Below are 24,648 nucleotides of genomic sequence, written 5' to 3' on the forward strand. Positions count from 1 at the left end.
CCAACGTAAGGAAGTGCCATGTTCGACTACTACCAGCTCACCGTGCCTGTTTACAATCGTGCACTCAACCAACTCGCTCATCTCTTGGACAAGGCCGCAGAATTTGCTGCACATAAAAAAATCAGTGATGAAACTATGCTCGGCCTGCGTCTTGCACCCGATATGTTTAATCTAACCAAGCAAGTGCAAATCGTTTGTGATAACGCCAAATACTGCATTGCTCGCCTCTCTGGCGTGACCGCTCCGGTGCATGAAGATGATGAAAAAACCTTTGCCGACTTGCAACGGCGGATTGTTGCCACTCAAGAATTTATTGAATCGGTATCAGAACACGATTTTAAAGACGCCGCCGGCAAAACGATTACCTTGTCTTTTTTGCCTGATCATCCAATGAGTGCAGATTTTTATTTGCTCTCGTTTGTGCAGCCGAATTTTTATTTCCACCTGACCACCGCTTATGCCATTTTACGCAGCAATGGCGTCGACATTGGCAAGCAAGACTATATGGGTCAAGTTTAAACATCGCCCACAAAAAAACAGCACGGCTAGCCGTGCTGTTTTTTTTATGCATTTTCTAGCAATGCTAACTGTAGTAATTGCTGACGCAGTGCTTCGATCGATTCAAGACAGCCCGCTTGAGCAATCTCTTGCTCACCCTCTGCGCCGATTTTATATAAACCGTAGCGCAGCAATTGTGGCTGTTGCGTCGTGCTCCAGACGGGGTGAATAGCGTAAGTCATGATCTTCATCACTTTGAGCGCGACGGCAAGAGGCCGTTGATCTATTGCTCTTAGCTTTAATATCGTTGAGATTGAGCAAAACTGAACTACCACTGGTCAGTAAAATGCTGCACCGCATCACTTGGTTGTGTTTTTTTCCTCCCAGCACCAATGCCAAGGCTCATACACATAGCCATAACGATTGTCGCGTGGAAAAGACAAACTAAAACCAAACTCAGCTGCGTGCGAATTTAACCAAGCAAATGCCGGCGTATTTTCAAATTCTTCTGTCACCACAGGGCCACCCGGCGTAAAAATATCCACCGCCCTACCTGTGTGATGCTCGCTACACCCCGGTGGCGCGAGCACCTGTAAGACCTCGTCGATCAGCACGCCAGCAATCAACTTGCTTTGGATTAACTCCACCTGCCGTGTGCTAGCTCGATAGGCCGATGCAATGTGTAAATCAACACCATCTTGCCAAGCCGCCCGCTGCATTCTCTCCCATGCAGCAGCTGCCGCAGGAATCAATTGCCAGACTCGTCCATCGTCACTCACCGCCACATCGATTAATTCTGTGGCCTCGGTAAACAAGGTCAAATGCCGGCTTTGCAATAATTCAAAAGGTATGCCCAGCTCTGCCCAAGCGACGGCTAGCTCTGGCGTCATACCTGATGGATATGCTTTCATTTAAAATCCAGGTAGTTTAAATGCAGTGCTAATCGGCTTGCCTTTTTTGGCACGCTTACCAATATACGGCGCCATTTCGTTCTCATTTAAAATCCACTCTTGCGCCTTACCCGCGCGCCCAGTGTAATTGATGGTTAACGTTAAACCGTCGCAAATGGTAATGGCATTGAGTTGATCTTTTGCATCGAGCGCCATGGTAATCACACCACGGCCACCGCCAGTGAGCTGCTTAAATTCGCTATACGCAAATAAGTGCAATTTACCTGCTGTAGATAAGCAAGCGACTAACGATGTTTCACGTGGAACAAAAGTCGACACCCGCAGCAGCGTCTCACTCTCTTCCAAACTCAAAAATGCTTTACCGGCTTTTTGTCGACTGAGTAAATTATCAAACAAACAGCTAAAGCCATAGCCACTCGAGTTAGCCAACACCACCCAATCGCCTAATTTAGCCGCCAGCATTTGGGTAATCCGCGTTTTAGCCACCAAATCAACCAAAGTGGTGACTGGCACCCCATCACCACGCCCGCCCGGCACCACCGAGGCTTGAATCGAATACACCCGACCATCGCTGCCAAACAGTGCAATCTGATCAATCGTGCGACATTCAATCGCTGCCAATTGGCTGTCACCATCTTTAAAGCTCAGGCTTTGCAAATCAAGGCCATGCCCTTGGCGAGCACGTAACCAGCCTTTTTCTGACAAGATAATCGTGACCGGCTCATCCACTACGGCCACTTCAGCAACCGCGCGTTCGGCGTGTTCAATTAAAGTGCGACGTGGATCGGCGTATTTCTTTTTGTCGGCTTCGATTTCTTTGATAATTTGTTTTTGCATTGCAGCCGGATTAGCCAACAAGTTTTCTAGCTCGGTTTTTTCCGCCCGCAGCGCAGACAATTCTTGCTCAATCTTAATCCCTTCCAGTCGCGCCAATTGGCGCAAGCGAATCTCAAGAATGTCTTCAGCTTGGCGTTCCGACAAATTAAACGCCGCCATCAGCGCTGATTTGGGCTCGTCCGAATGGCGGATGAATGCGAATCACTTCATCAATATTGAGCAGAACCAGCAAGCGCCCTTCCAAAATATGGATGCGATCATCCACTTGGCCCAAACGATGCTGGCAACGACGCGTTACCGTAACAAAGCGAAAATCAATCCACTCGGCGATTAAATCACGTAGCGTTTTTTGCCCAGGTCGACCATCACGGCCAATGGTAACGATATTGATCGATAAACTACTTTCTAACGAGGTATGCGCTAGCAACAAATTCATCAAATCATCAGAGCTTTGCCGTGATGATTTTGGCTCGAATACCAAGCGAACCGATTTATCTTTTCCTGATTCATCGCGAACACGATCCAGCACGCTCAAAATCAATTGCTTAGTTTGCACTTGATCTTGGCTAAGCGCTTTTTTGCCTTTTTTGACTTTGGGATTCGTGAGTTCTTCGATTTCTTCTAATACTTTTTGGCTCGACGTACCTTGTGGTAATTCAGTTACCACCATTTGCCATTGCCCACGCGCCAGATCTTCTTTTTCCCATCGAGCACGGACTTTCAAACTGCCTCGGCCATTTTCATACGCGCTGGCGATGTCTTTATGCGAAGAAATAATCTGCCCGCCACCCGGTAAATCGGGGCCTTGGATATACGTCAGTAACTCAGCAGTCGATAATTTAGGATTACGAATCAGCGCAATACTCGCGTCAGCCACTTCGCCTAAATTATGCGATGGCATTTCAGTGGCCATCCCCACCGCAATGCCCGATGCGCCATTCAGCAGCAACATCGGCAATCGCGCAGGCAATAAAACCGGCTCTTGAAAAGCGCCATCATAATTTGGCGTGAAATCGGTGGTGCCTTTATCCAGCTCACCGAGCAGCAGATCAGCCACTGGCGTTAAACGCGCCTCGGTATAACGATAAGCCGCAGCGCCGTCACCGTCACGTGAACCAAAATTGCCATGACCATCAATCAAGGGATAGCGCAGCGAGAAATCTTGGGCAATACGCACCAAAGCGTCATACGCCGACTGGTCACCGTGGGGATGATATTTACCCAACACATCACCGACAATCCGCGCCGATTTCATCGGTTTGGCCGTCGCCATTAAACCTAGCTCGTGCATCGCGTATAAAATCCGCCGCTGCACGGGTTTTTGGCCATCTTCAATTTGCGGCAAGGCGCGGCTTTTCACCACGCTCATGGCGTATTCAAGATAACTTTTTTCGGCATACAGTCCTAGCTGTACTGATTCACCATCATCAGGTACAGCAGAAACTTGAGTAGCAATAAAACGCGCAGCGCCGCCTTGATTGGGTTTCAAGGGCGTTGTAGGCATTTCTACGGGGTCGAGTAAATCATCAGACATGGATCAGGCCAAAGTGAATCTAGCCTCGTATTCTATCTGCCTGTATGGCTAGGTTCAAAGCGCTAACGACAAACAACAAAAGATATATTGAACTCAGGGTATTTGTAAGAATACTGTTATAGTGTGCAAGGCCCATTTTTATCCGCTCGAGCACGAATTGCAAACCAAGATATCATTACGATTTGCCGTGAGTTTTACCTTTGCCGCCTTACTCATTTTGGCGCTATTGCTCAGTAGTTGGCTGCAATTTCAAAACCAAAATAAGGCCATTGAAAACCTAGCTGAAAAAATTATGGCCGAACAAGCCAATGAAGTACGCCATCAATTGCTGGATTTTTTAACCGCGCCAATTTTAAATAATCAAATTCTCAATAATCTATCTGAAATAAAAACCATCAGTGCCGAAACGGATTTAAGCGCACTAAATCAACCTTTGATTAATACCTATACCCAAGTGCTAGGGAATAAATCGGCACTGAGTCTAATTGGTTTTGGTAGCGTTAGTGGACAATTTATCGCCCTAATGCGAGACCAACAAATCACTCGCCTGCTACTAAAAGATCAAAGAACTCAAAACCAACTTCAGCTATACCCAAATTCCGAAATCAGTGCCGAGAGTCAAACCATCCCCGGCTACGACCCTAGAGAGCGGCCGTGGTATCAAGCAGCGATCCATAGCGGTCAAGCCAGCTGGTCTGATGTCTACGCCACATACAATCGAGAGCAATCGGCCACCTTGTCGTATTCCAGCCCGGTGTATAACCAAGCGAATCAGCTCATCGGGGTGTTAATGAGCGATATTAATATCGATCATTTCAACCAGTTTTTGCTTGAACAAACCCAGCCAGGTCATGGTGCAGTGTTTATCGTTGACCAGCAACAACGCTTAGTGACGCACTCCTCGCCACGTAGCGTAATGACCGCCAATGCAGACCCACAATCTGCCGCACAGCGTACATTTGCCAAAGACAGTGAGCAAGCCCAAATCCGTGCCGCAAGTGCCTTACTCAATCAAGGGCCCAATTTGCGTACACATTTTCAATTACGCGGTGAGCGTATTTATTTTCAATCAATTTCACTGAATAATCAGCCCGGCATTGATTGGCGGATTATTGTTTTAATTCCCGAAAAAGACCTGATTGGCAATCTAAAACAAAATCAACGCAATACCGTGCTGGTCATCTTATTGATTGGGCTGGCAGTGGCCATATTGGCATGGTGGGTATTAGGGCGTATCACTCGGCCGATTATTTCCACCACATTGGCTGCAGAAAAACTCGGACATGCCGATTGGCAAGCCATCCCTAGCTCAGGCATTCAGCTCAAAGAAACTGCCCTACTGACCAAAACCTTTAATGAAATGGCAGGCAAGCTCGCGCTGTCTTTTGAGCAGCTGAATCAACAGATTCGTTTTGACTCAATGACCGGGCTAATGAATCGCAACGGTCTCGCCGTTGCCATCAATGATTGGGCTTATACCCCAAGCCAGTCGCAATTGATGCTACTGATCGGTTTAGACGGCTATCGCGCTATCAACGACAGCGTAGGCCATGCGCTAGGCGATGCCTTATTACAATCAATTTCAGTACGACTCCTGGAGCATCTGCCGCCCAATGCCCTACTTGCTCGCACCGCAGGCGCTGAATTTACCATTTTATTGCCAGAAATCAGTAGCCCAGAAGACGCGACCTATACCACGCTACGTTATTTGGCCTATTTTTCAGAAGCCTTTCAGGCAGAACAATCTTCCGATGAAATCGTCGTCACCGCATCCATTGGTGCCGTGTATGAACGCTTTAAACGCAGTGATTTAACCGATTGGCTACGAAATGCCAGCGTGGCGCTCGGTAAGGCCAAAGCCAAAGGCTTTGGCTCTTATACACTGTTTGAAGCGCAAATGATTGAGCAATCCATCGCCAAAACACGACTGACTTCAGAGCTTAAACTGGCGCTGGAACGGCAAGAATTCCGCGTGTTTTTCCAACCAGTGATCGATTTACAAAATGGCGAAACCATCGGCGCAGAAGCGCTGATTCGTTGGGAAAGCCCGCGCGGTATGATTTCTCCCGGCGTATTTATCCCTGCTGCAGAAGATTCAGGACTGATTTTACAAATTGGAAATTGGGTATTGCGAGAGTCTTGCCTGCAAATTGCCAATCAGCTTAAAGCTGGCTGGCGGGCTGATTTTGACGTGCATGTGAATGTCTCGGTGCGGCAATTAATTCAATCTGATTTTTATGAGCAACTGCAGTTTATTTTGCAAACCACTGGTTTACCGGCACATAATCTCACGCTAGAAATCACTGAATCTTGTTTAGTCACCCAAAGCGAAGTGGTCGCCAAATTAATTCGCCGCGTTCGTGCTCTTGGCGTCGGCATTGCAATTGATGACTTTGGTACCGGCTATTCATCGTTAGCGTATTTGCATCAATTTGATTTTGACTACCTTAAAATCGATCAATCCTTTATCGCCAGAATGCTCGAAAACATTCAAGACGAAGCGATTGTCTCGGCCATCATCAGTATGGCTTCCGGTTTTAAAGTGATTTTAGTCGGTGAAGGCGTAGAGACTGAAGCCCAAGCCAACCGTCTACGCGAGCTAGGCTGCCAGCGAGTTCAGGGTTATTTCTTTGGGCGACCAGCGCCATTAGCGGCATGGACTGACGATATTATTCAACAAAAAGACCAGTAAAAAAATAAAGGTATATTGTCCAATACATTGATTTAAAAGGATTGGACTAATATACCCATGCTGTTTGAATTTCTATATCGCTAATACATTGCGCGAATCATCAGCGCCGACCCCAAGCTATTTATTCCCATGCTGCAAAACATAATCAATCGCGGCGCAGATGGTCGCCACTTGGGCTCGATTACATTGCTCAGCCGTGGCATTGGCGCTATCGGGATACACTTCCGTCGTCGTGACATACATCGCATCGGTCATGCCGCCGCAAAGACCCAAGGCTTTTTTAGCATAATTGATTACGCCCAATTGCTGTAATGGCTCACCAATAATGCAGCCCGCAGCATCGGCGGCGGCAATATGCGTCACTTGGCTAACCGCAGAGATTAATGCCTGTTGAAATTCAGGCTGAGGATTTTCGCTATCGCCAACCAAATAAAAGCCATCCGGAATATCATGATATTCAAAAGCCACACCATCACGAGCGGCTTTAGCCGGACCAAATTCTGAGTTATCAGTATCAGTTGTTTCGTGCAAATCGATATGCAACGCCACTTTTTGGGTTTGTGCGCGAATAAAGGCCATCGCTGCGGCAGATTCTGCTGCTGGGCTATGCTCGACAAAAGCGCGATTCGGATCAATGGCCAGCGGGTTCCAACGATTAATCGTTTCATAAGCCCAAGGGCTGATGCACGGCAGAACTAATAAATTCACCGCAGCATGATAATGGCTCAATTTTTGGGCAATAAATTGCAAAGCCCCTTGCACGCCACTGGTTTCATAACCATGTACACCGCCGGTAACTAAGACTGTTGGCCGATGCGCTTGCCAATCACGGCTACGCACAGCAAATAATGGATACTGCGCCAAACCCTGAGGCTGATAGTCCAACACGGCATATTCCACCAACTCGGCCCAATCGGCCAGTGGCGAATCTCGATCTAATAATAAGGCTGTTAATGGGCTAACCACTTCATTCCAGTAGTTGCGCTTTCTTTGCTGTATCGCCAGCCAATCTGCTTTTTCCTTTGCTTGCCAAGCTATACCCAATGTACCGATCGGATAAATAGGCTGATTTACAGTGCTCGATTTTGTCATGAGGATACGCCTTAAAATTACTCAGTTATTCAACTATACCATCGCAATACCGCGTCGCAAGCGTGCTGGTATGGCGAAAAAAAACCGCAGCAAAAAAATCAAAATAATCCAAACATAAAAAAAGGCGCCCGAAGGCGCCTGATCTTTGTCGCTGTCAGTGGCTTATTTTGCCGCTGCCGCGCCACCAATCACTTCTAGAATTTCCCATTTACCGTTTTTAACGGTGTAAACCGTAATCGCGCCATTATTAATATCACCTTTGGCATCAAACGAAATCGGTCCGGTAACCCCTTCGTATTTCATTGCTGCCAATTTTGGTAGATATTTTGCTGGATCTGCCGAGCCCGCTTCTTGCATCGCTTTCACCATCATATTCACCGAATCGTAGCAATATGGAGAATACAGCTGCACTTCATTGCCAAATTTAGCTTTGAATTTTTCTAAGAATGCCTTGCCGCCTGCCAACTGATCTTTCGGTGTGCCTGGGCTTGTGGCATACATGCCATCCGCATCCACGCCGGCAAGTTTAATAAATTCCGGTGTTTGCGAGCCATCGCCACCCATGATGATGACATTCAAACCCAGCTTTTTAGCTTGTTTTTTCATTGGCGCTGCTTGAGCATCCATGCCGCCGTAAAAAATCAAATCTGGTTTACTGCCTTTAATACTGGTTAATACCGCATTAAAATCAGTTTCTTGGTTATTACTAAATTCACGCTTCACAATTTGCGCACCAGCGGCTTTTGCCGCAATTTCAAATTCATCGGCCAAACCTTGGCCGTATGCTGTGCGATCATCAATGATGGCAATTTTTTTTCGCGCCTAATTGACTCACCGCGTATTGGCCCAGCACCTTACCTTGCTGTGCATCATTGGCCATTACGCGAAATGCCGTTTTAAATCCTTGGTTGGTGTAATTCACCGCAGTGGCCGATGGTGAAATTTGCGCAATTCCCGCATCAGAATAAATTTTAGACGCAGGAATCGTCGTTCCTGAATTCATATGGCCAATGACACCTGCCACATTGGCATCCACAAAACGCTGCGCCACAGTGGTCGCGGTTTTTGGGGTCACCTTGGTCGTCTTCTGAAATCATTTCTAATTTCATTTTTTTGCCGCCAATATCCACCCCACCCGCCGCATTGATTTCATCAATCGCCAGCTTCACGCCGTTTTCATTGTCTTTACCAAAATGCGCAGCTGGGCCAGTCAAAGCCGCTGAATGCCCAATTTTAATCACCGACTGGCTTGGCTGTTCCGCCGCCGCCGGCGTGCTAGCCGCTTCGCTGCCAACAGGCGCTTGTTTACCACACGCAGCCAAACCCATCACGGCCGCAGCAATCAAACTATAAGAAGTGATATTCATTTCAGGACATTCCAAAACAGAGAAAAAGATGGATCGGTATTAATACCAATAATTGTAAGGCTCAACGCATCATGCAGTGCAGTAGCATGCCACAGAGGAATACTAGGGTATTCCTGTAGCTTGTCGTCAGTTCAAATCAATTTATTGAGTCGCAGTAAACCATAATGGTTTGATTTCTCGAATTTTCACTAAGAGTTGCTGCGCAATTTGTTGATGATCTTGTAAATTCGGATGCCACTGACATGCCGTTAACTGCAGAGGATTGACGGCTAAATAATGCACATTTCTGAGCCCAGCCGCCTTTGCTGCCGCCATGACCGCGGGTACTTGGACGCGTAATTGATCATCGGGCCAAACTTTATACGACATCAGCACAATCTGTGGCTGCTGATATTTTGCATTTATTTCAGTGATTAAAGCTTGATATGCCGATTGATAATCAGCAGCCAATTGTTCAGCATTGCGTTTTTCAGTTGAATTAATTGGCGTGGAAAAATCATTTAAGCCCAAGGCTATAACCACAATTTGTGGCTGCCAATCTGTCGTCGTAACCACAGCAGTCGCATCGCTTTGAATTGTCCGTGGATAAAACGTTCGAAAATCTCTATCTGGTAAATGACCATTCCAATTTCGCACCAAACCCATTCCCGACATCGCATTAATTTGCCATTCGGCATCTAATTCGCGTGCCACATTGACTGCAAAACCTTGGCGAATATCGGTATTTGCCGCCAAATCGGCGTCTTTACATTCACGCTGTGTGGATAAACCCGCCAAAGCTGCGGTAAAAGAATCACCAATAAATTCAATTTTGCGCTTCTTCGCCGCTGGCGCAGGCAACCATTGCCCACCCTCTTCTAAGACAAAACCAGCTACTTGGCCAATATAATCCGGCGTTTCATTCCGACGTATTAAATCAATTCGATGCCGAGCTGCCGTTAAATTTTTTAGCCAAATCACTCGTTTACCTGCTGCTGGCGCGATATTTAGCAGGAATTGGCCATCCACTTCGACGGCGTAATAACTACGCTCATCATTTAACGCAATTCCAATGCGCTGCCCAGTAAATTGAGCCGATAACACGCCACCAGGCCATGTTGCTTGATAACTGCCATTCTTGTGCACCCAACGTCCACTCGCCAAAATAGGTTCTGCAGCGAGCGCCGTATTCAGTACCGAAAACAATAATGCCAAAATTCCAATGTATTTCATGATGGGGTACCTGAAAAAAATGGAGTTTACGGCTTAGCTGGCGATTTGGCTGTGTTCAAAACTAATCAAAAGTTTGTCCAAATCAAACCTCAGCGAGATCGATACTTTGTATGTGACCCAAAAAAAGCCCCAATGAATTGGGGCTGTTGTGTTTTATAAAATCTGGAACGTAAAATACTTAAACTGCATTTCTTGATATTGACCTGATTTAATAAGTTGATCTAAAGCTTTATTAAATTTTGCCACCATTTCGTGATCATCTTTGGCCAACGCAATTGCTTCGCCTCGTCCTAAGCGAGGATCGCCCTTAATGATATTACCCACATAATTATAGTCTTTTGCATGGAGTGGATCGCGTAAAAACTCACCAAACACGGCACTATCACCAAACACTAAATCGACTTCATTTTTATTCATCGCCAGCAATAAGGCATCGGCATCAGGATAATGCTTTAATTTCACTTTGCTATTATCAAACTCAGCAGCCAAATAATCAGAAAAAGTTGTATTGGTAACCACGCCAATGGTTTGCCCTGCTAAACGTTCCGGCGTCATCACTGGGAAGATAAATTGACGATTATTTTTGGCCACATATGCAGCAGGAACCCGTGCATAAGGCTGTGTAAACTGAACTAATTTTTCACGCTCATCGGTAATCGACATCGTAGCAATAATCGCATCGGCTTTTTTAGCCTGCACTGCAGGAATTAAATCATCCCATTCATAGCGCTCAATACTGCACTTAACCGCCATTTCTTTACACAGCGCATTAGCCAAATCAATATTAAAACCAACTAATTGCTGATTTTTATCTAAATACTCGAATGGTGGATATTTACCCTCTAAGGCAATACGTAAAAGTGGTTGCGATTCAGCCGCTGCACTGGCGATCTGCGTTGTCGACGTTGCTGTTTTTTTGTGTAACAGCGAAAAATACAACACCGGCGCAGCGATGATTGCAACAGCAATCACAATCCATTTTTTCATGATGATTCATCCATTACTCTGTAAGTCGCAAATCATACGGAGAGCGGATTTGAATCGAATCAGTAGTTTCCCCGCTTGTTTATTATTAAATTTATTTTTAATCAAAAATCACAATCACATCGAGCCACAAAACGTCGCTATTTACCACGTTGTCACCACCACAAAAGCGTCCTAGCAATATTATTGGCTATACTCAGTAACTTAAACATTGTGGAGACTAAAATGTTCTTTACTGATAAAAAATACATTGCCGACTTAAACGAACAAATACGTCAGCTGCAAGCAGAGAATGCACAACTAAAAAAAGAAAACTCAAAGCTAAACAGTGATCAACAATTTCTCTCCAGTTTACAAGTGCAAGATAATGGCGATGGAAAATACTATCAGTCCTTATTCAAGACTATGGATTTATTTGGTGAATCGCTCAGATTAAGTGCGCACTCAATCGGCCATCTTACCGATAAAATGCACGAAGAATTACGCTGCGCCGCTGAATTATCTCGCGTAGCCCAAGACAATAACCAAACAATTAATACGATTGCAAATAGCTTAAATCAACTATCCAGCACCGCAGTACAATCAGTGAGTGACGTCGATAAACTTAATCAGCAATCTGATCAAATTAGCGGCATCGTGCAAATGATCAAAGAAATTGCCGATCAAACCAATCTATTAGCACTCAATGCGGCAATTGAAGCCGCCCGTGCCGGCGAACAAGGTCGTGGTTTTGCGGTGGTTGCTGATGAAGTACGTAAACTCGCAGAACGAACCGGATCGGCCACCAAAGAAATTAGTCAATTGGTGGGCGATATTCGTACTGAAACCCAATCGGTTAAATCCACAATGAACACTCTCGCCGAGCAAACGGCCCAATTTAGTGCTATGGGCAGCAATGCGGCGGATGAAATGAGTTTATTGATTAAAATTTCCGCCGAGATGGAAACACTGGTGGGTAAAAATAGACTCAATACTTTTGTTGAAGTGAGTAAACTCGATCATATTGCATTTAAATTTAAGGTTTACGAAAGCGTGGCCGGTGGTGCAGCCATGCCAAATATCAATGATCCGCATCAATGCCGCTTTGGTCGCTGGTATTACGAAGGAGAAGGCAAAGCGCAGGCGGGCAATCATCCGGCCTATCGTGAATTAGAAGTGCCACATAATGAAATTCATCAAATTGGTAGCCAAGCCTTTAGCGCATGGCAAGCTGGGCAAAAATCACAAGTGATTGAAGCGCTCAATCGGATGGAAAATACCAGTTTAAAAATGATCCATATTTTAGATAAGTTGATAGATTAAGCCGATCTAACATCTTGATGAATTTTTTTACCATGCTATGGTACGCGCGGTATGTTCTGCACAATTTAATGATAACTAGGCTTCTAGTGCGAATAACTCAAGCATAAAAAAAACCCGCAGCTTGCGGGTTTTTTACGTGGTATATAGCCATAAACTAATCATATAAAGGCTTACAGCTTAATACGCTATTATAAATCCGCCTCAACCTCATTCCCGCGTGCTTCGAGCCAAGCACGGCGGCTAGACGCCTCAGATTTACTCATCAACATATTCATCACATCACGCGTGTTGGCAGCCACATCAGCATGAATTGATACCCGCATCACGCGGCGAGTGTCGGGATTCATCGTCGTGTCGAACAATTGCTCGGCATTCATTTCACCCAAGCCTTTGAAACGTGAAATATTCCATGCTGATTCACGTAGTTTTTCGCCTTTGAGCTTATCGAGAATCGCGGTCAATTCACCCTCATCGAGCGCATAAAACTTGCGCGGCGGCTTGTTTTTACCACTGCCACCCACGTCAACGCGGTACAGCGGTGGCTGCGCAACATAGATATGGCCGTTAGCAACTAACTGCGGGAAATGACGATAAAACAAGGTCAATAGCAGCACTTGAATGTGCGATCCATCCACGTCCGCATCGGACATGATGATCACTTTGCCGTAGCGCAGACCACTTAAATCCGCCGCACTATCGAGCGTATGCGGATCAACGCCGATGGCGACGGCCATATCGTGCACTTCGTTATTGCCGAAAATTTGGTCTTTATCGACTTCCCAAGTATTGAGCACCTTACCGCGCAGCGGCAAAATCGCTTGAAAATCTTTGTCGCGACCCATTTTGGCCGAACCACCGGCTGAATCCCCTTCGACGAGGAACAATTCGCAGCGCTCGGTTTCATCCGAGGCACAATCGGTCAATTTTCCCGGTAACACCGCTACGCCAGAGGATTTTTTCTTTTCGACTTTTTGCGCGTTTTTTTGCCGTGATTGCGCGGCGCGAATGGCCAGTTCGGCGAGTTTTTTACCCAAATCAACGTGTTCATTCAGCCATAACTCAAATGGCGAGCGCACCATCGCCGATACCAGTTTGAGACCATCGCGACTGGTGAGTTTGTCTTTGGTTTGACCTTGGAACTGCGGGTCGAGCACTTTGGCGCTTAATACAAATGAGCAGCGACTAAATAAATCTTCCGGCAGTAACTTCACGCCTTTGGGCAGCAAGTTATGAAAATCGATAAACGTTTTGACGACTTGAAATACCCCATCGCGCAGACCAGATTCATGCGTGCCGCCGGCTGGCGTTGGAATCAAATTCACATACGATTCGCGATTCACGCTACCGTCTTCAGTCCACGTTAACGCCCAAGCACAACCTTCCCCGCGCGAGAAAATTTCATCTTCACCTTCAATGTATTTTTCACCCTGCAAAATGGGGATCAGCTGGGTATAACCGGCCACTTGCTCATTTAAATAACCCAATAAACCATCGGGATAACACCAAAACGTTTTTCCAGTAATTCACCATTCGCTTGCTCAATATTGAGCGTAACGATCAGCCCAGGTAAGAGCACGGCTTTGGATTTTAATAAATGCTCAAGATCGGCAACTGGAATGGTTGGGCTATCAAAATATTTAGCATCCGGTTCAACAAAAACCCGAGTGCCGGTGTCTTTTTTTAAGCAGCTACCCGCAACGAGTAATGGCTCGATGACTTCACCACCAGAAAAAACTAACCGATTAATTTGCCCTTCACGGCGAACTTCAACTTCTAATCGTGTCGACAAAGCATTGGTAACCGAAACACCAACGCCATGTAAACCACCCGAGAAGGCATAAGCGCCACCGTCTTTTTTATCAAATTTACCGCCAGCATGCAGCTGAGTAAAAACCACTTGTACCGTTGGTACGCCCTCTTCAGGATGTAAACCAACCGGAATACCCCGGCCATTATCAGCCACGCGCATTGACTGATTGCGATATAAAACCACGTCGATTTGCGTGGCATATCCGCCAAGTGCTTCATCGGCAGCGTTATCAATCACCTCTTGGCAGATATGCAAGGGGTTATCAGTGCGGGTATACATGCCAGGACGGTGGCGGACTGGATCAAGGCCTTTTAAAACCTTAACGGAAGATTCGTCGTATTTAGGAGCTGCCATTGTTTCACGTGAAATCGGTAAAAATGATTGGAGGGAAGTCTAGCAGAGAATGTCCTCAACGACATCGTTTCAAATCCCCAAAGCCACGCTGGCATACTCAAGCCCAGCGCTAATCTTAAACATTGAAAGTCTATTTCAGATTCAACTTATCGCAATGAACGTGTCGATTTGACGCACTCACTTTGCTTGATACTGCTTAACAATATTTGATGAGACACTATCGATGTATAGAACAGCATAAACTTGGGTATATCTATGAAAAACATTATTCACAATGCTTATAGAGCAATACCTTTACTCAATACCCCGACGATATTGGATTGCTTCAGCCAGATGCGGCGTAAAAAAATCGTCTCACTATCGGCTAAATCAGCAATCGTTCGGGCTACGCGCAATACTCGGTGATAAGCCCGCGCCGACCAAGCTAATTTTTGAATCGCATTTTGCAACATGGCCAAACCTGCAGCATCCGTTTGGCAATGTGTCTCCATTGCCGCCCCAAGTAAAGTCGAATTATTATGGCCTTGTCGTGCTAGCTGCCGCGCACGGGCGGCACAAACTCGTTCACGCACTAATAGACTGCCTTCACTTTGCCCTTTAGCCAATAACACCGTATCAGGAATCGCCGGTACTTCGACCACCATATCAATACGATCAAGTAATGGTCCAGAAATGCGGCCTCGATAGCGCAGCACTTGTTCTGGCGTGCAACGACATGCTTTCTTCAGGTGTCCTAAATATCCACAAGGACAGGGATTCATCGCCGCCACCAGTTGAAACCTAGCCGGAAATTCAGCTTGCCGTGCTGCGCGTGAAATATGAATTTTTCCGCTCTCAAGCGGCTCTCGCAAAACCTCTAAAACTTTTCGATCGAATTCGGGTAGTTCATCTAAAAAAAGAACTCCGTGATGCGCCAGTGAGATCTCTCCGGGTTGCGGAATACTGCCACCACCGACTAAAGCAACGCTGGACGCCGTATGATGCGGGCTACGAAAGGGCCGCTGGCCAACACTGCGCAAATCAAGCCCATTTTGTCCTAAAGACTGAATCGCTGCCGCCTCTAGTGCTTCAAATTCCAATAATGGCGGCAATAAGCCCGGTAGCCGCTGTGCCAGCATTGATTTACCCGTCCCTGGTGGGCCAATCAGCAATAATGAGTGATTGCCAGCAGCGGCCACCTCAAGACCACGCCGAGCGGCAGACTGCCCTTTCACATCAGCTAAATCAGGATAAATAGGGCTTTCTCTATCCATTGGCGCTAAAGCTGTAGCCAAAGATTGAGTACCACTCAAATGGTGGCAAACTTCAAGTAAATGCGCAGCAGACAATATCGTTGCATTTTGAATTAATGCAGCTTCATTACTACTACTGGCACTAATAATCAATGTTCGCTGCGCATCACGCGCCGCCATGGCCAATGCTAAGCCACCGCGTACCGAGCGTAATTGCCCAGTTAAACCTAATTCACCGGCAAATTCATAATCCGCTAAATGCTCACAGGGCAATTGCCCGCTCGCAGCTAAAATGCCAACCGCAATTGCTAAATCATAATGCCCTGCCCCTTTGGGTAAATCAGCCGGCGCTAAATTTACGGTAATTCGGCGATTAGGAAATTCAAAACCAGCGACTTGCAAAGCCGCTCGAACTCGTTCTCGAGACTCACGAACTTCAGTATCAGCCAAGCCCACCAAATTAAATGCAGGTAAGCCATTAGCCAGATGAACCTCAACAGTAACTGACTGCGCAGATAAGCCATCTAATGCTCGAGAATACAAAACGGCAAGCGACATGATTGATTCACAAATGCTATGCTAATTTATACAGTGTAAGCAGGAAAATCAGATTTAATGGAACAATCAACGATTTTAATGCCTAATTTCCGAAATTTAGGCGTAGTGTTGCGCGCCCTAGTCTTGGTGCATTTAGGCGTCTTGATTTATGTATTTATTAGTATTAACCGCTGGAATGAATGGATAAACAAACTCACTGAAATTAGTTTGTGGGTTGAGCCCGTCCTCCTTATTTCATTAGCAGGGCTAGCTGTAGTAAGTGCACCACTACAAAAAATGAACTACCAAAATGCAGTGATGAGTGTATTGCTGTGGGTTTTCTGCGTCGCATTTAGCATATCCAATCTATTTCAAAATTTAATCCCGCTTGATCATAGCGTCGTACCTTGGCGCTTTGAGTTTATTACGCTCTGCGTGACTTTTTTGCTTCTACATTATTACCAGCTTTGGATTCGCGCCCTATCGCCGCGCTTGGCTGAGGCCAGACTTGTCGCCTTACAGGCAAGAATAAGACCGCATTTTTTCTTTAATAGTTTGAATGCGGTGCTATCTTTAATACGAAGTCAGCCAAAATTAGCTGAACGGCTGCTTGAGAACCTGTCTGAACTCTTTCGCGTAGCAATGGGTACTGAGACAGGTCTTTCCACAATGGCGCGTGAAGTCGAATTGGCGCAAGGTTATCTTGAAATTGAAAAGGTACGTTTAGGTGATCGATTACACGTTGAATGGCATATCGACAAGATGCCTAAAAAAGCCCTGATCCCACCATTGATTTTGCAACCATTGTTAGAAAACGCGATTTATCATGGTATTGAGCCAAATATCGAACCTGGGATTATTCAATTGAATATATTTCGAGTGCGTGAGGAAGTGCATATCAACATTCGAAATCCTCTTTTAAATAGTACGCCGCTACGACGCGGTAATGGCATGGCACAAGAGAATGTACGCGAGCGTTTACTGCTTTATTATGATGCTGAAGCAAATCTCAGCATCAACACAGGAAACGACTATTATCAAATACATATCATGCTGCCCTATCGGGAGCTTTAACAATGAATACTGCGTTACGACTCTTTCTTGTTGATGACGAACTACCGGCACTCAACCGATTGCAGGACCTGCTAAATGATTGTGCACAAGAATGTCCAAATCAGGTCATTGGCACAGCAACCAATGGTATGAGTGCGCTACCGCAAATTGCAGAGCATGATATTGATGTGGTGATTTTAGATATCCAAATGCCGCAAATGAGTGGAATTGAGGTGGCTAAAAAACTAATGCATTTAGCAAAACCACCAGCTGTTATTTTTGCGACTGCATTTGAAGATTATGGTGTTGCTGCATTTGATGTGCGTGCAGTTGATTACTTACTTAAGCCAATTCGGCAAGATCGTCTACTTACAGCATTAAAACGAGTCGTAGAGCAAAGACAGCAGCATCATATACCAAACAACAATCAAACCATTGAAGGTGCTCGTAGTCATTTTAGTGTGACTGAACGCGGACGAGTTCATTTAATTCCAGTGAGTGAAGCACGCTTTTTAAAGGCCGAACAAAAATACATCACATTACGCACCCGCGACCGTGAATACTTACTTGAAGATTCGTTAACTAAGCTTGAAGATGAATTTGGATCAAAATTTGTCCGAATACATCGCAATTGCTTAGTGTCACGCGATAATATTGCTGGATTCGAACGCGAAGTACAAACAGGGGGCGAGGCGCATTGGGTCGTTATATTACGTGATGTGCCAGAGAGATTACCTGTAAGTCGTCGCCAACAACATATTATTAAAGATTTCAAAAAAGGTCATGATGGATAATTTTAGTATAAATACCCCTTCATTATTATTTCCTGCTATTTCCTTGTTAATGCTGGCGTACACCAATCGATTTTTAGCTATTTCAAGTATTATTCGCCAGCTTTATGATCATCACCGTAGTAATCCGCATGTTAATATTTTGCGTCAGTTAGCTAATCTAAGAAAACGAGTGTGGCTTATTCGTTATATGCAGGCCTTTGGAATTACAAGTTTATTATTGTGTATTATTTCAATGATTTTTATGGCAATCAACTTAGATCAGTTAGCACAAGGATTATTTGTTGCTAGTTTAATATTAATGATAGGGTCATTAATATTATGCTTACAAGAAGTTATGGTATCAGATTCTGCATTAAAAATTTTACTATCTGATATTGAGGATGAAATAAAAAATCCTAAAAAATAACTAAAAAAAACGGGCCTTAGCCCGTTTTTTTATGCTAACAAAGCCAAAATCCACATTGCAGCTAAATTAAATAAACAAACTAATTGTGCTGCACTACCCAAATCCTTAGCCCTTTTTGCTAAATCATGCTTGGCTAAAGAAGTGTGATCTACAGCAGCTTCAATTGCTGAATTTAACAATTCAACAATCATAGTAACTAAATGGCTAGCGACAATAATCGCATGAGCCCAAGCAGGCATAGCGAGAAAAAAAGACAATGGAATACCAACAATCGCTAACAAACTGACTTGGCGAAAAGCAGCTTCATTTATCCAACCTGCTTTTAATCCATCAATTGAATAACCTAATGCATTTAAAACTCGTTTTGCGCCTGTCTTACCTTTAAATGGGCTTTCGCTCACTCTTTTTCTCCCGTTAAGATTCAAATACATCAACATAGCAAATATAACTTGTTAATAAAGCTACTGGTAATGCAAAAATTAAACCTAAAAACATTGGTAGCATTGCTAAAAAAAAAAAAAAAACACCACCAAAAATAGACATAATTAAAATTGGTTGCCAATTACGCCAAAAAGCTAAAAATGATAATTTCATTGCTTCATTAGCTTTCATTCCTTGAAGCATCACTAAAGTCGGCGCATAAAAATAAGCACTATAAACAATTAAAAAAGCAAACAATACAACAATTAACAAAGGCCAAATCACACCGATCTGCTCAATGACTTGAATGTTTTTATCAACAGATAGAAACCCAAAAAAAGATGATATTGCAAGTAACAAAGTCATCAATACCATAACAAATATGGTACCGAACATATATAAAACACCAACTTTCAATAATTCAACGAATCTTAATTTAAATCCAGAAAACAAATCAATTAATTGTGGTATATCTCCAGCTGCTTGTTTTTTTGCCGACCACATAATACCACCTAAAAAAACGGGCCCAAGCAAAGTAGAGATAAATCCACCAATTATAGGTAAGAAAGCAATACCAAAAAATAGCACAACAAAAACGCCACAAATACTTATCCAGATTGTTGGTGCTTGTTTAAACAATTTAAATGCATTCACAATCCAATACCAACCTTGTATGGCTGGTATTTTTTTTGGCTCAATACTTACATCAATTACATTATCTTGTTCTAACATTCTTATTACCTGGTTAAAAAAAGTCTATACCCACATCGTAACTGAAATTAGATCTTTTTTAAGCTTGCATCTTGCCAGATAAAGATGAAGCGCACATGAAAAAGCCGCTGATTTCAGCGGCTTTTTTATTAAAACAGTATGAATTTATGCAATGCACGCCAATGCTTGGCGAGCAATCATCAGTTCTTCATTCGTTGGAATCACATAAACTGCGATTTTACTATCCGCCAAAGAAATGCGACGTGGTTCACTAGAGCGTACCGCATTTGCAGCTTCATCAAGCTCAACGCCTAACCAACGCAATTGATGACAAACAGCTTTACGTGTATTGGCATCATTTTCACCAATACCGGCAGTAAATACTAAAGCATCCATACCACCGATTGCTGCTGCTAACGAAGCTGCTTCACGAACAACACTACTTGCGAAATACTCAACCGCTAATTTTGCACGCGGTGAATCTGAATTTTCTAAATCACGCATATCGCTAGAGAAACCAGACAAACCAAGTAGACCTGATTCTTTGTACAGCAAGGTTTCAATTTGTTTTGCATCCATTTTTAAATGATTCATCAAATGCAATACAACACCAGCATCAATACGGCCACAACGAGTACCCATTGGCAAACCATCTAATGCAGTAAAGCCCATGGTTGTTAATTGGCAGCGACCACCAAGTAAAGCAGCCATTGAAGAACCATTACCTAAGTGAGCAACGACAGTACGACCTTCTGCTGCACGAGTATCAATTTCTGGCAATACGCTGGCGATATATTCATACGATAAACCATGGAAGCCATAACGACGAATGCCTTCTTTTTGCGAGAATTCATACGGTAGTGCAAATAATTGGTTCAATTCTGGCTGCGTAGTATGAAATGCAGTATCAAAGCAGGTTACTTGGGGCACATTTGGTAATAATTCTTCAAGAACACGAATTGGTGTGATGTTATGTGGTTCATGCAAAGGAGCCAAAGGAATCAAAGCTTCTAAACCTGCAATTACTTCAGGCGTTACAAGTTCAGGTTTTGAATAGGTTGTTCCGCCATGAACTACGCGATGGCCAATCACTGCAATTGAACGTCCTTCAATACGCGATTCCAACCAATTGAGCATATAGCGTAAAGCATAATCGTGATTTTTTGGCGCATCACTAGGTAATGTTTCATTGGCTACTTTATTATCAGCGGCATCTTTTGCGCTGAATTTTGGTTCTACATACAAACCTTCCATTTGGCCTTTAAATAAGACAATAGGATCAGCTGCGCTAGTTTCAAATAATGAAAATTTAATACTTGAAGAACCGGCATTGATAACTAAAACTAATTCACTCATTTTTTACTCCAATATTAAAAAAATAACAAAGGGTATTGATCTACATATGTTACTAATCAAGACCTAGAAGGCAATACAGCATTAATTTATTTTTAAAAAATTATCACTATGAAAAAGAGTTAATATTTTAAAATACTATTTAGTCTTAATTTATATTAATTATAAAAAATATCTAATCATAAGTATGCAAACAAGCATTAAATTGCATCATGGTATGATTTATGTATAGTTCATATAAATTCTTACAAACAAAACTACAGTTGCATTGTAATTTGCTTACGTTTTTTTCGTACCTAAAAGTAGTCCTTTTAAAAATATGTAAGGTTTAAGTTATATTTACAACGAACTACAGTCACTTACTTATTATGACGTGTAGTTTGGCAAACACTTGTAGGCTATGCAAAGTAAATTGTGGCATAACATCATTGTTGCCATGGTTTAAAATCAATTCCATCTATTTGATTTCATTATATTTTTTTAATAAACAAGCCTTTTTTTGATCATTAAGTTAGAACTTGATTCATCATTTTAATTAGGTGTTAGCACTACAAACACGTGTATATTTACACGCAATGAAAGTTTAAACCTAGGGAATGTATGTGGTTAGCCTCTAATTTTGATCTTGTTTTTACTGGATTTTTTAACGATGCCAATTGCATAGCGCAAAAATTAACAGCATTATAAACCGTGAGAATTATAATAACTTGGTTAATATCAAGGTCTTGAAGGTCATAGTTAAAAATGAATACTAATTACACTACACATCTTATTTGTGCACCTGAATTATCAGATACTTTTAAAGTAAGCAATATAAATATTAAAGTAGGTGAATTTGTTAGTAAAAATCAATTATTAATATCTTTAAATAAAAACAATGATCATATTTATATTAATGCTATTGAAGATGGCCAAATTAGTTATTTATTTATTAACATTGGCGATGATATTAATAATGGTGATTTACTATTATCAATGGAAGTTGAAGAATTGCCAACTGGGTTTTTAGATGTGGTAGATCAACGCTGTAGTCAAGATTCAGCTGAAGTTGATGTTGCAAATTCATTAATGATAATACCTTCTGCAGCAAAATTAGCTTCTCGATTAGGTGTTGATTTAAGTTTAGTAAATCCAAATTGTATAACTGGTTATATCGGTAATGAAGAAGTTGAATTATTTGTTAAGCATGAATTATTGAAATTACAGCAGTTGAGAAAATTATTAGCATAGTTAGTTTGTTTAAGAATATGCATTTGGTATTGCCGCTTGGATTGATGTTTGTAGCTTAGATATTTTAAGTCATTGATTTTTATAGCTTAATTTTTTAATCTTTCCATATGTTATTGATTTATATATGTTTTTTCATACTATTTGATTTTTAAGTTGATCATGTTTTGAAGCGTTTGTTTTTTATATATATATTGATAAGTAAAAGATAGTAGTAATAGATAAGGATCAAAAAATCTGTGGATAACTCTATAAACCTTTATTTATCAACACTTTAAGTTACCCACATGTGTACTGATAGTCCTTGTTCCTACTGTGGATAATATGTGTTGAGTTTTTGGCTTCATCTGTGGGTAACACTTATCCACATTGATAGCGGACTTCCCCACATTTTAAGTGATTGATTTGTATAGGGTTGTGTGAATAAGCGTATAATCGCGGCTTTTCTTGGGGGTGTTTGATGGCAATTCAGTGGTTTCCGGGTCATATGCATGTGGCGCAGAAGAAAGTGGCAGAGACAATGGCCAAGGTGGATATGGTGATTGAAATCGTGGACGCACGTATGCCCTTGTCCAGTAGTAACCCAATGATTGAGAAGTTGCGTTTGCATCGGCAACGTCCAGCTTTAAAAATTATCAATAAAACAGATTTGGCTGATCCTAAGTTAAGTCAGTTATGGTTGAATTATTTTCGCCTGCAAGCAGGTACTGAAGCCTTGTTGATGGGCGAAGACAACAAGCAAGCCGCAATTAAACAGATCGCCGTCTTGTGTAAAAAATTAGCACCGTTCCGTAATGATGCTGAAAAGCCGTTGCGAGCGATGATTTTGGGGATTCCCAACGTAGGTAAGTCCCACTTTATTAAATACGCTGGCTAAGCGAAAAGTGGCTCGTGTTGCAGATACACCGGGTGTTACTAAGTCTCAGCAGCGGATTGAAACGCTTGATGGGGTTATTTTGTATGACACGCCAGGTTTAATGTGGCCTAAAGTTGAACACGAACCTTCTGGCTTTCGTTTGGCTTTGGGTGGCTCAATTGGTCGCAATGCATATGATGAAATTTTGGTGGCTTATTTTGCGATTGAAACTTTACGCGAGCGCTATCCTAAAGAATTGATGGCACGCTATAAGTTGAGTAGTCTGGATGGTAGTGTGGATGAGTTGTTTAATTTGATTGGTCGTAAACGTGGTGCTTTGATGGCTGGTGGTGTGATTGATGAACAAAAAACAGCGGATTTAATTATCACAGATTATCGTAGCAAAGCGATTGGTCGCATGACTTTAGAAGTACCTGACGATTTTATCGGGGTTGATTTAGGTTCGGGGGATGATCTTCCTGACGTACTTGAAACTGAAGATGACGATTGATTTGTATTCGTTGGCAATGATGTGCTTGTAAAATGTAACATCACATATTGTGTAACTCGGCATGTATTATCTAGATTATGTGTAGGTATATTACTATAGACCTTTGTTTTAATGGGTTTTGTGTGTATACCTATATGTAAGTTTAATGATTTATTGAATTTGTATTGGTATGCATAATCAATATTTTTATATTTTTGTCGCTACATGACGTTAAAATTGCGATTGATAGGAAATCAAAAATGGATGTAGAGCTTGGTCATTTGGAAGGTAAAGTCCTGCAATTAGTGAACTTATGCCGTGAATTACGTACTGAAAATCAAGAACTTAGAGCTAATTTACAATTGGCTAAAGAAGAAAATCAAAGCTTAAATACGAAATTAGTTGGCGCAAAAGACAAAGTAAATGCGATTTTGGCTAAATTACCCGAGGATGGCGTATGACTGATGCCGTGAAGTTGTTGGATATTTCAATCATGGGACGTGAGTTTCGTGTGGCTTGTCCTGCGCATGAAGAAGAAACCTTACTTCAAGCTGTGCAACTTCTCGATGCACGGATGCATGAAATTCGCACTGCTGGTAAGGTCATTGGCATTGAGAAGATTGCAATGATGACGGCTTTAAATATGACGCACGAGTTTTTAACGGCAAAGGTTGAAGGTGGCTTTGACTTTAGTGATTTTCAGCGTAAAATCGGAAGTATCAGTTCAACGATCGACGCAGTTTTACAGGAATAATTTAAGGTATTTCGAACTGCGCCGTGATGCAAGTTAGCTTTCCTGCGGTGTTCGCGACGGTTCTAAATCTTTGAACCGATAAGCTGTATAGCACGTTTGCCAGTCATCTAGACGCCTGTTGTGAGCGTTCCTTGAGAATGCACCTGATGGCATCTGACCGGCAACAACTTGAACCATGGGTTCAAGATGCGAACCGAAACGGCACTGTGGGAAGCCCTCATT

19 protein-coding genes, 1 other RNA gene and 4 pseudogenes are annotated in these 24,648 nt (G+C 43.1%); 12 read left to right on the plus strand and 12 right to left on the minus strand.

What is annotated here, in order from left to right; translation table 11 throughout:
• Positions 1 to 18: 18 nt before the first annotated feature.
• On the plus strand, positions 19 to 519 hold the full coding sequence (locus GKO28_RS08550; protein ID WP_182075987.1) for a DUF1993 family protein: 501 nt from the start codon (positions 19 to 21) through the stop codon (positions 517 to 519).
• A gap of 44 nt (positions 520 to 563) precedes the next feature.
• Here the strand turns inward: GKO28_RS08550 and GKO28_RS08555 are convergent, their stop codons facing one another.
• The 3 genes and pseudogenes from GKO28_RS08555 to parC form a co-directional block, all read right to left on the minus strand.
• Positions 564 to 740 (minus strand): hypothetical protein, encoded by a 177-nt coding sequence (locus tag GKO28_RS08555; RefSeq protein WP_203564037.1) that lies wholly within the window; start codon positions 738 to 740, stop codon positions 564 to 566.
• Between the two features lie 117 nt (positions 741 to 857).
• Complete coding sequence (locus tag GKO28_RS08560; RefSeq protein ID WP_247646442.1) at positions 858 to 1,409, minus strand: D-alanyl-D-alanine carboxypeptidase family protein; 552 nt, start codon at positions 1,407 to 1,409, stop codon at positions 858 to 860.
• Positions 1,410 to 3,702, minus strand: a pseudogene (gene parC, locus GKO28_RS08565) (DNA topoisomerase IV subunit A). It abuts the gene before it with no gap.
• Positions 3,703 to 3,937: 235 nt separating this feature from the next.
• Between parC and GKO28_RS08570 the strand changes: the two are divergent.
• Positions 3,938 to 6,472 (plus strand): EAL domain-containing protein, encoded by a 2,535-nt coding sequence (locus tag GKO28_RS08570; RefSeq protein WP_182075989.1) that lies wholly within the window; start codon positions 3,938 to 3,940, stop codon positions 6,470 to 6,472.
• Between the two features lie 117 nt (positions 6,473 to 6,589).
• On the opposite strand, the gene GKO28_RS08575 is transcribed toward GKO28_RS08570, so the two are convergent.
• The 4 genes and pseudogenes from GKO28_RS08575 to GKO28_RS08590 form a co-directional block, all read right to left on the minus strand.
• Entirely contained in the window at positions 6,590 to 7,564 is a 975-nt protein-coding gene (locus GKO28_RS08575) for a M14 family metallocarboxypeptidase (protein ID WP_182075990.1), read from the minus strand.
• A 162-nt stretch (positions 7,565 to 7,726) separates the two neighbouring features.
• A pseudogene (locus tag GKO28_RS08580) lies at positions 7,727 to 8,931 on the minus strand (branched-chain amino acid ABC transporter substrate-binding protein).
• Positions 8,932 to 9,072: 141 nt separating this feature from the next.
• Entirely contained in the window at positions 9,073 to 10,143 is a 1,071-nt protein-coding gene (locus GKO28_RS08585) for an SGNH/GDSL hydrolase family protein (protein ID WP_182075991.1), read from the minus strand.
• Positions 10,144 to 10,296: 153 nt separating this feature from the next.
• Positions 10,297 to 11,130 (minus strand): transporter substrate-binding domain-containing protein, encoded by an 834-nt coding sequence (locus GKO28_RS08590; RefSeq protein ID WP_182075992.1) that lies wholly within the window; start codon positions 11,128 to 11,130, stop codon positions 10,297 to 10,299.
• Between the two features lie 222 nt (positions 11,131 to 11,352).
• On the opposite strand from GKO28_RS08590, the gene GKO28_RS21320 reads away from it, so the two are divergent.
• On the plus strand, positions 11,353 to 12,429 hold the full coding sequence (locus GKO28_RS21320) for a methyl-accepting chemotaxis protein (RefSeq protein WP_182075993.1): 1,077 nt from the start codon (positions 11,353 to 11,355) through the stop codon (positions 12,427 to 12,429).
• A gap of 188 nt (positions 12,430 to 12,617) precedes the next feature.
• On the opposite strand, the pseudogene parE reads toward GKO28_RS21320, so the two are convergent.
• Together parE and GKO28_RS08605 are read right to left on the minus strand one after the other, a co-directional pair.
• Positions 12,618 to 14,593, minus strand: a pseudogene (gene parE, locus GKO28_RS08600) (DNA topoisomerase IV subunit B).
• A 294-nt stretch (positions 14,594 to 14,887) separates the two neighbouring features.
• Positions 14,888 to 16,383 (minus strand): annotated as a pseudogene (locus tag GKO28_RS08605) (YifB family Mg chelatase-like AAA ATPase).
• A gap of 57 nt (positions 16,384 to 16,440) precedes the next feature.
• Between GKO28_RS08605 and GKO28_RS08610 the strand changes: the two are divergent.
• Genes GKO28_RS08610 through GKO28_RS08620 form a run of 3 tightly spaced genes read left to right on the plus strand, consistent with a single transcriptional unit; the run spans position 16,441 to position 18,615 of the window.
• Positions 16,441 to 17,436 (plus strand): sensor histidine kinase, encoded by a 996-nt coding sequence (locus GKO28_RS08610; protein WP_182075994.1) that lies wholly within the window; start codon positions 16,441 to 16,443, stop codon positions 17,434 to 17,436.
• A 2-nt stretch (positions 17,437 to 17,438) separates the two neighbouring features.
• The gene (locus GKO28_RS08615) at positions 17,439 to 18,209 is read left to right on the plus strand and encodes a LytTR family DNA-binding domain-containing protein (RefSeq protein WP_182075995.1); all 771 of its coding nucleotides are present in this window, start codon (positions 17,439 to 17,441) and stop codon (positions 18,207 to 18,209) included.
• Complete coding sequence (locus GKO28_RS08620) at positions 18,199 to 18,615, plus strand: DUF2721 domain-containing protein (protein WP_247646443.1); 417 nt, start codon at positions 18,199 to 18,201, stop codon at positions 18,613 to 18,615. Before GKO28_RS08615 ends, GKO28_RS08620 begins: the two co-directional genes overlap by 11 nt.
• A 29-nt stretch (positions 18,616 to 18,644) precedes the next feature.
• On the opposite strand, the gene GKO28_RS08625 is transcribed toward GKO28_RS08620, so the two are convergent.
• From GKO28_RS08625 to GKO28_RS08635, 3 genes are all read right to left on the minus strand, one after another.
• On the minus strand, positions 18,645 to 19,046 hold the full coding sequence (locus tag GKO28_RS08625) for a diacylglycerol kinase (RefSeq protein WP_173532774.1): 402 nt from the start codon (positions 19,044 to 19,046) through the stop codon (positions 18,645 to 18,647).
• Positions 19,030 to 19,767: a BPSS1780 family membrane protein gene (locus tag GKO28_RS08630; RefSeq protein ID WP_182075996.1), complete on the minus strand. Its 738-nt coding sequence runs from the start codon at positions 19,765 to 19,767 to the stop codon at positions 19,030 to 19,032. Before GKO28_RS08630 ends, GKO28_RS08625 begins: the two co-directional genes overlap by 17 nt.
• A gap of 144 nt (positions 19,768 to 19,911) precedes the next feature.
• Positions 19,912 to 21,102, minus strand: coding sequence for an acetate/propionate family kinase (locus tag GKO28_RS08635; RefSeq protein WP_182075997.1), 1,191 nt, complete (start codon positions 21,100 to 21,102; stop codon positions 19,912 to 19,914).
• A 741-nt stretch (positions 21,103 to 21,843) separates the two neighbouring features.
• Between GKO28_RS08635 and GKO28_RS08640 the strand changes: the two genes are divergently transcribed.
• From GKO28_RS08640 to ssrS, 6 genes are all read left to right on the plus strand, one after another.
• A complete protein-coding gene (locus tag GKO28_RS08640; protein WP_182075998.1) occupies positions 21,844 to 22,329 on the plus strand; it encodes a biotin/lipoyl-containing protein in 486 nt (161 codons plus the stop codon).
• 457 nt (positions 22,330 to 22,786) lie between these two features.
• Positions 22,787 to 23,203, plus strand: a complete 417-nt coding sequence (locus tag GKO28_RS08645; RefSeq protein ID WP_203564039.1) for a hypothetical protein — start codon at positions 22,787 to 22,789, stop codon at positions 23,201 to 23,203.
• 7 nt (positions 23,204 to 23,210) lie between these two features.
• Positions 23,211 to 23,693, plus strand: a complete 483-nt coding sequence (locus tag GKO28_RS08650; RefSeq protein WP_203564040.1) for a hypothetical protein — start codon at positions 23,211 to 23,213, stop codon at positions 23,691 to 23,693.
• A gap of 239 nt (positions 23,694 to 23,932) precedes the next feature.
• Positions 23,933 to 24,133 carry a hypothetical protein gene (locus GKO28_RS08655; protein ID WP_182075999.1) on the plus strand — a complete coding sequence of 67 codons (201 nt, stop codon included), beginning with the start codon at positions 23,933 to 23,935 and terminating at the stop codon, positions 24,131 to 24,133.
• Complete coding sequence (locus tag GKO28_RS08660) at positions 24,130 to 24,426, plus strand: cell division protein ZapA (protein ID WP_182076000.1); 297 nt, start codon at positions 24,130 to 24,132, stop codon at positions 24,424 to 24,426. Before GKO28_RS08655 ends, GKO28_RS08660 begins: the two co-directional genes overlap by 4 nt.
• Before the next feature lie 36 nt (positions 24,427 to 24,462).
• A non-coding RNA gene (ssrS, locus tag GKO28_RS08665) (6S RNA) lies at positions 24,463 to 24,643 on the plus strand.
• Positions 24,644 to 24,648 lie beyond the last annotated feature (5 nt).

Source organism: Deefgea sp. CFH1-16 (assembly GCF_016881365.1).
GTDB lineage: Bacteria > Pseudomonadota > Gammaproteobacteria > Burkholderiales > Chitinibacteraceae > Deefgea.

What these genes read in the sequence shown, in the direction of transcription:
- GKO28_RS08550 (WP_182075987.1), top strand. Translation starts at nt 19, where the DNA reads ATGTTCGACTACTACCAGCTCACCGTGCCTGTTTACAATCGTGCACTC.
- GKO28_RS08555 (WP_203564037.1), bottom strand. Translation starts at nt 740, where the DNA reads ATGACTTACGCTATTCACCCCGTCTGGAGCACGACGCAACAGCCACAA.
- GKO28_RS08560 (WP_247646442.1), bottom strand. Translation starts at nt 1,409, where the DNA reads ATGAAAGCATATCCATCAGGTATGACGCCAGAGCTAGCCGTCGCTTGG.
- GKO28_RS08575 (WP_182075990.1), bottom strand. Translation starts at nt 7,564, where the DNA reads ATGACAAAATCGAGCACTGTAAATCAGCCTATTTATCCGATCGGTACA.
- GKO28_RS08585 (WP_182075991.1), bottom strand. Translation starts at nt 10,143, where the DNA reads ATGAAATACATTGGAATTTTGGCATTATTGTTTTCGGTACTGAATACG.
- GKO28_RS08590 (WP_182075992.1), bottom strand. Translation starts at nt 11,130, where the DNA reads ATGAAAAAATGGATTGTGATTGCTGTTGCAATCATCGCTGCGCCGGTG.
- GKO28_RS21320 (WP_182075993.1), top strand. Translation starts at nt 11,353, where the DNA reads ATGTTCTTTACTGATAAAAAATACATTGCCGACTTAAACGAACAAATA.
- GKO28_RS08610 (WP_182075994.1), top strand. Translation starts at nt 16,441, where the DNA reads ATGGAACAATCAACGATTTTAATGCCTAATTTCCGAAATTTAGGCGTA.
- GKO28_RS08615 (WP_182075995.1), top strand. Translation starts at nt 17,439, where the DNA reads ATGAATACTGCGTTACGACTCTTTCTTGTTGATGACGAACTACCGGCA.
- GKO28_RS08620 (WP_247646443.1), top strand. Translation starts at nt 18,199, where the DNA reads ATGATGGATAATTTTAGTATAAATACCCCTTCATTATTATTTCCTGCT.
- GKO28_RS08625 (WP_173532774.1), bottom strand. Translation starts at nt 19,046, where the DNA reads ATGTATTTGAATCTTAACGGGAGAAAAAGAGTGAGCGAAAGCCCATTT.
- GKO28_RS08630 (WP_182075996.1), bottom strand. Translation starts at nt 19,767, where the DNA reads ATGTTAGAACAAGATAATGTAATTGATGTAAGTATTGAGCCAAAAAAA.
- GKO28_RS08635 (WP_182075997.1), bottom strand. Translation starts at nt 21,102, where the DNA reads ATGAGTGAATTAGTTTTAGTTATCAATGCCGGTTCTTCAAGTATTAAA.
- GKO28_RS08640 (WP_182075998.1), top strand. Translation starts at nt 21,844, where the DNA reads ATGAATACTAATTACACTACACATCTTATTTGTGCACCTGAATTATCA.
- GKO28_RS08645 (WP_203564039.1), top strand. Translation starts at nt 22,787, where the DNA reads ATGGCAATTCAGTGGTTTCCGGGTCATATGCATGTGGCGCAGAAGAAA.
- GKO28_RS08655 (WP_182075999.1), top strand. Translation starts at nt 23,933, where the DNA reads ATGGATGTAGAGCTTGGTCATTTGGAAGGTAAAGTCCTGCAATTAGTG.
- GKO28_RS08660 (WP_182076000.1), top strand. Translation starts at nt 24,130, where the DNA reads ATGACTGATGCCGTGAAGTTGTTGGATATTTCAATCATGGGACGTGAG.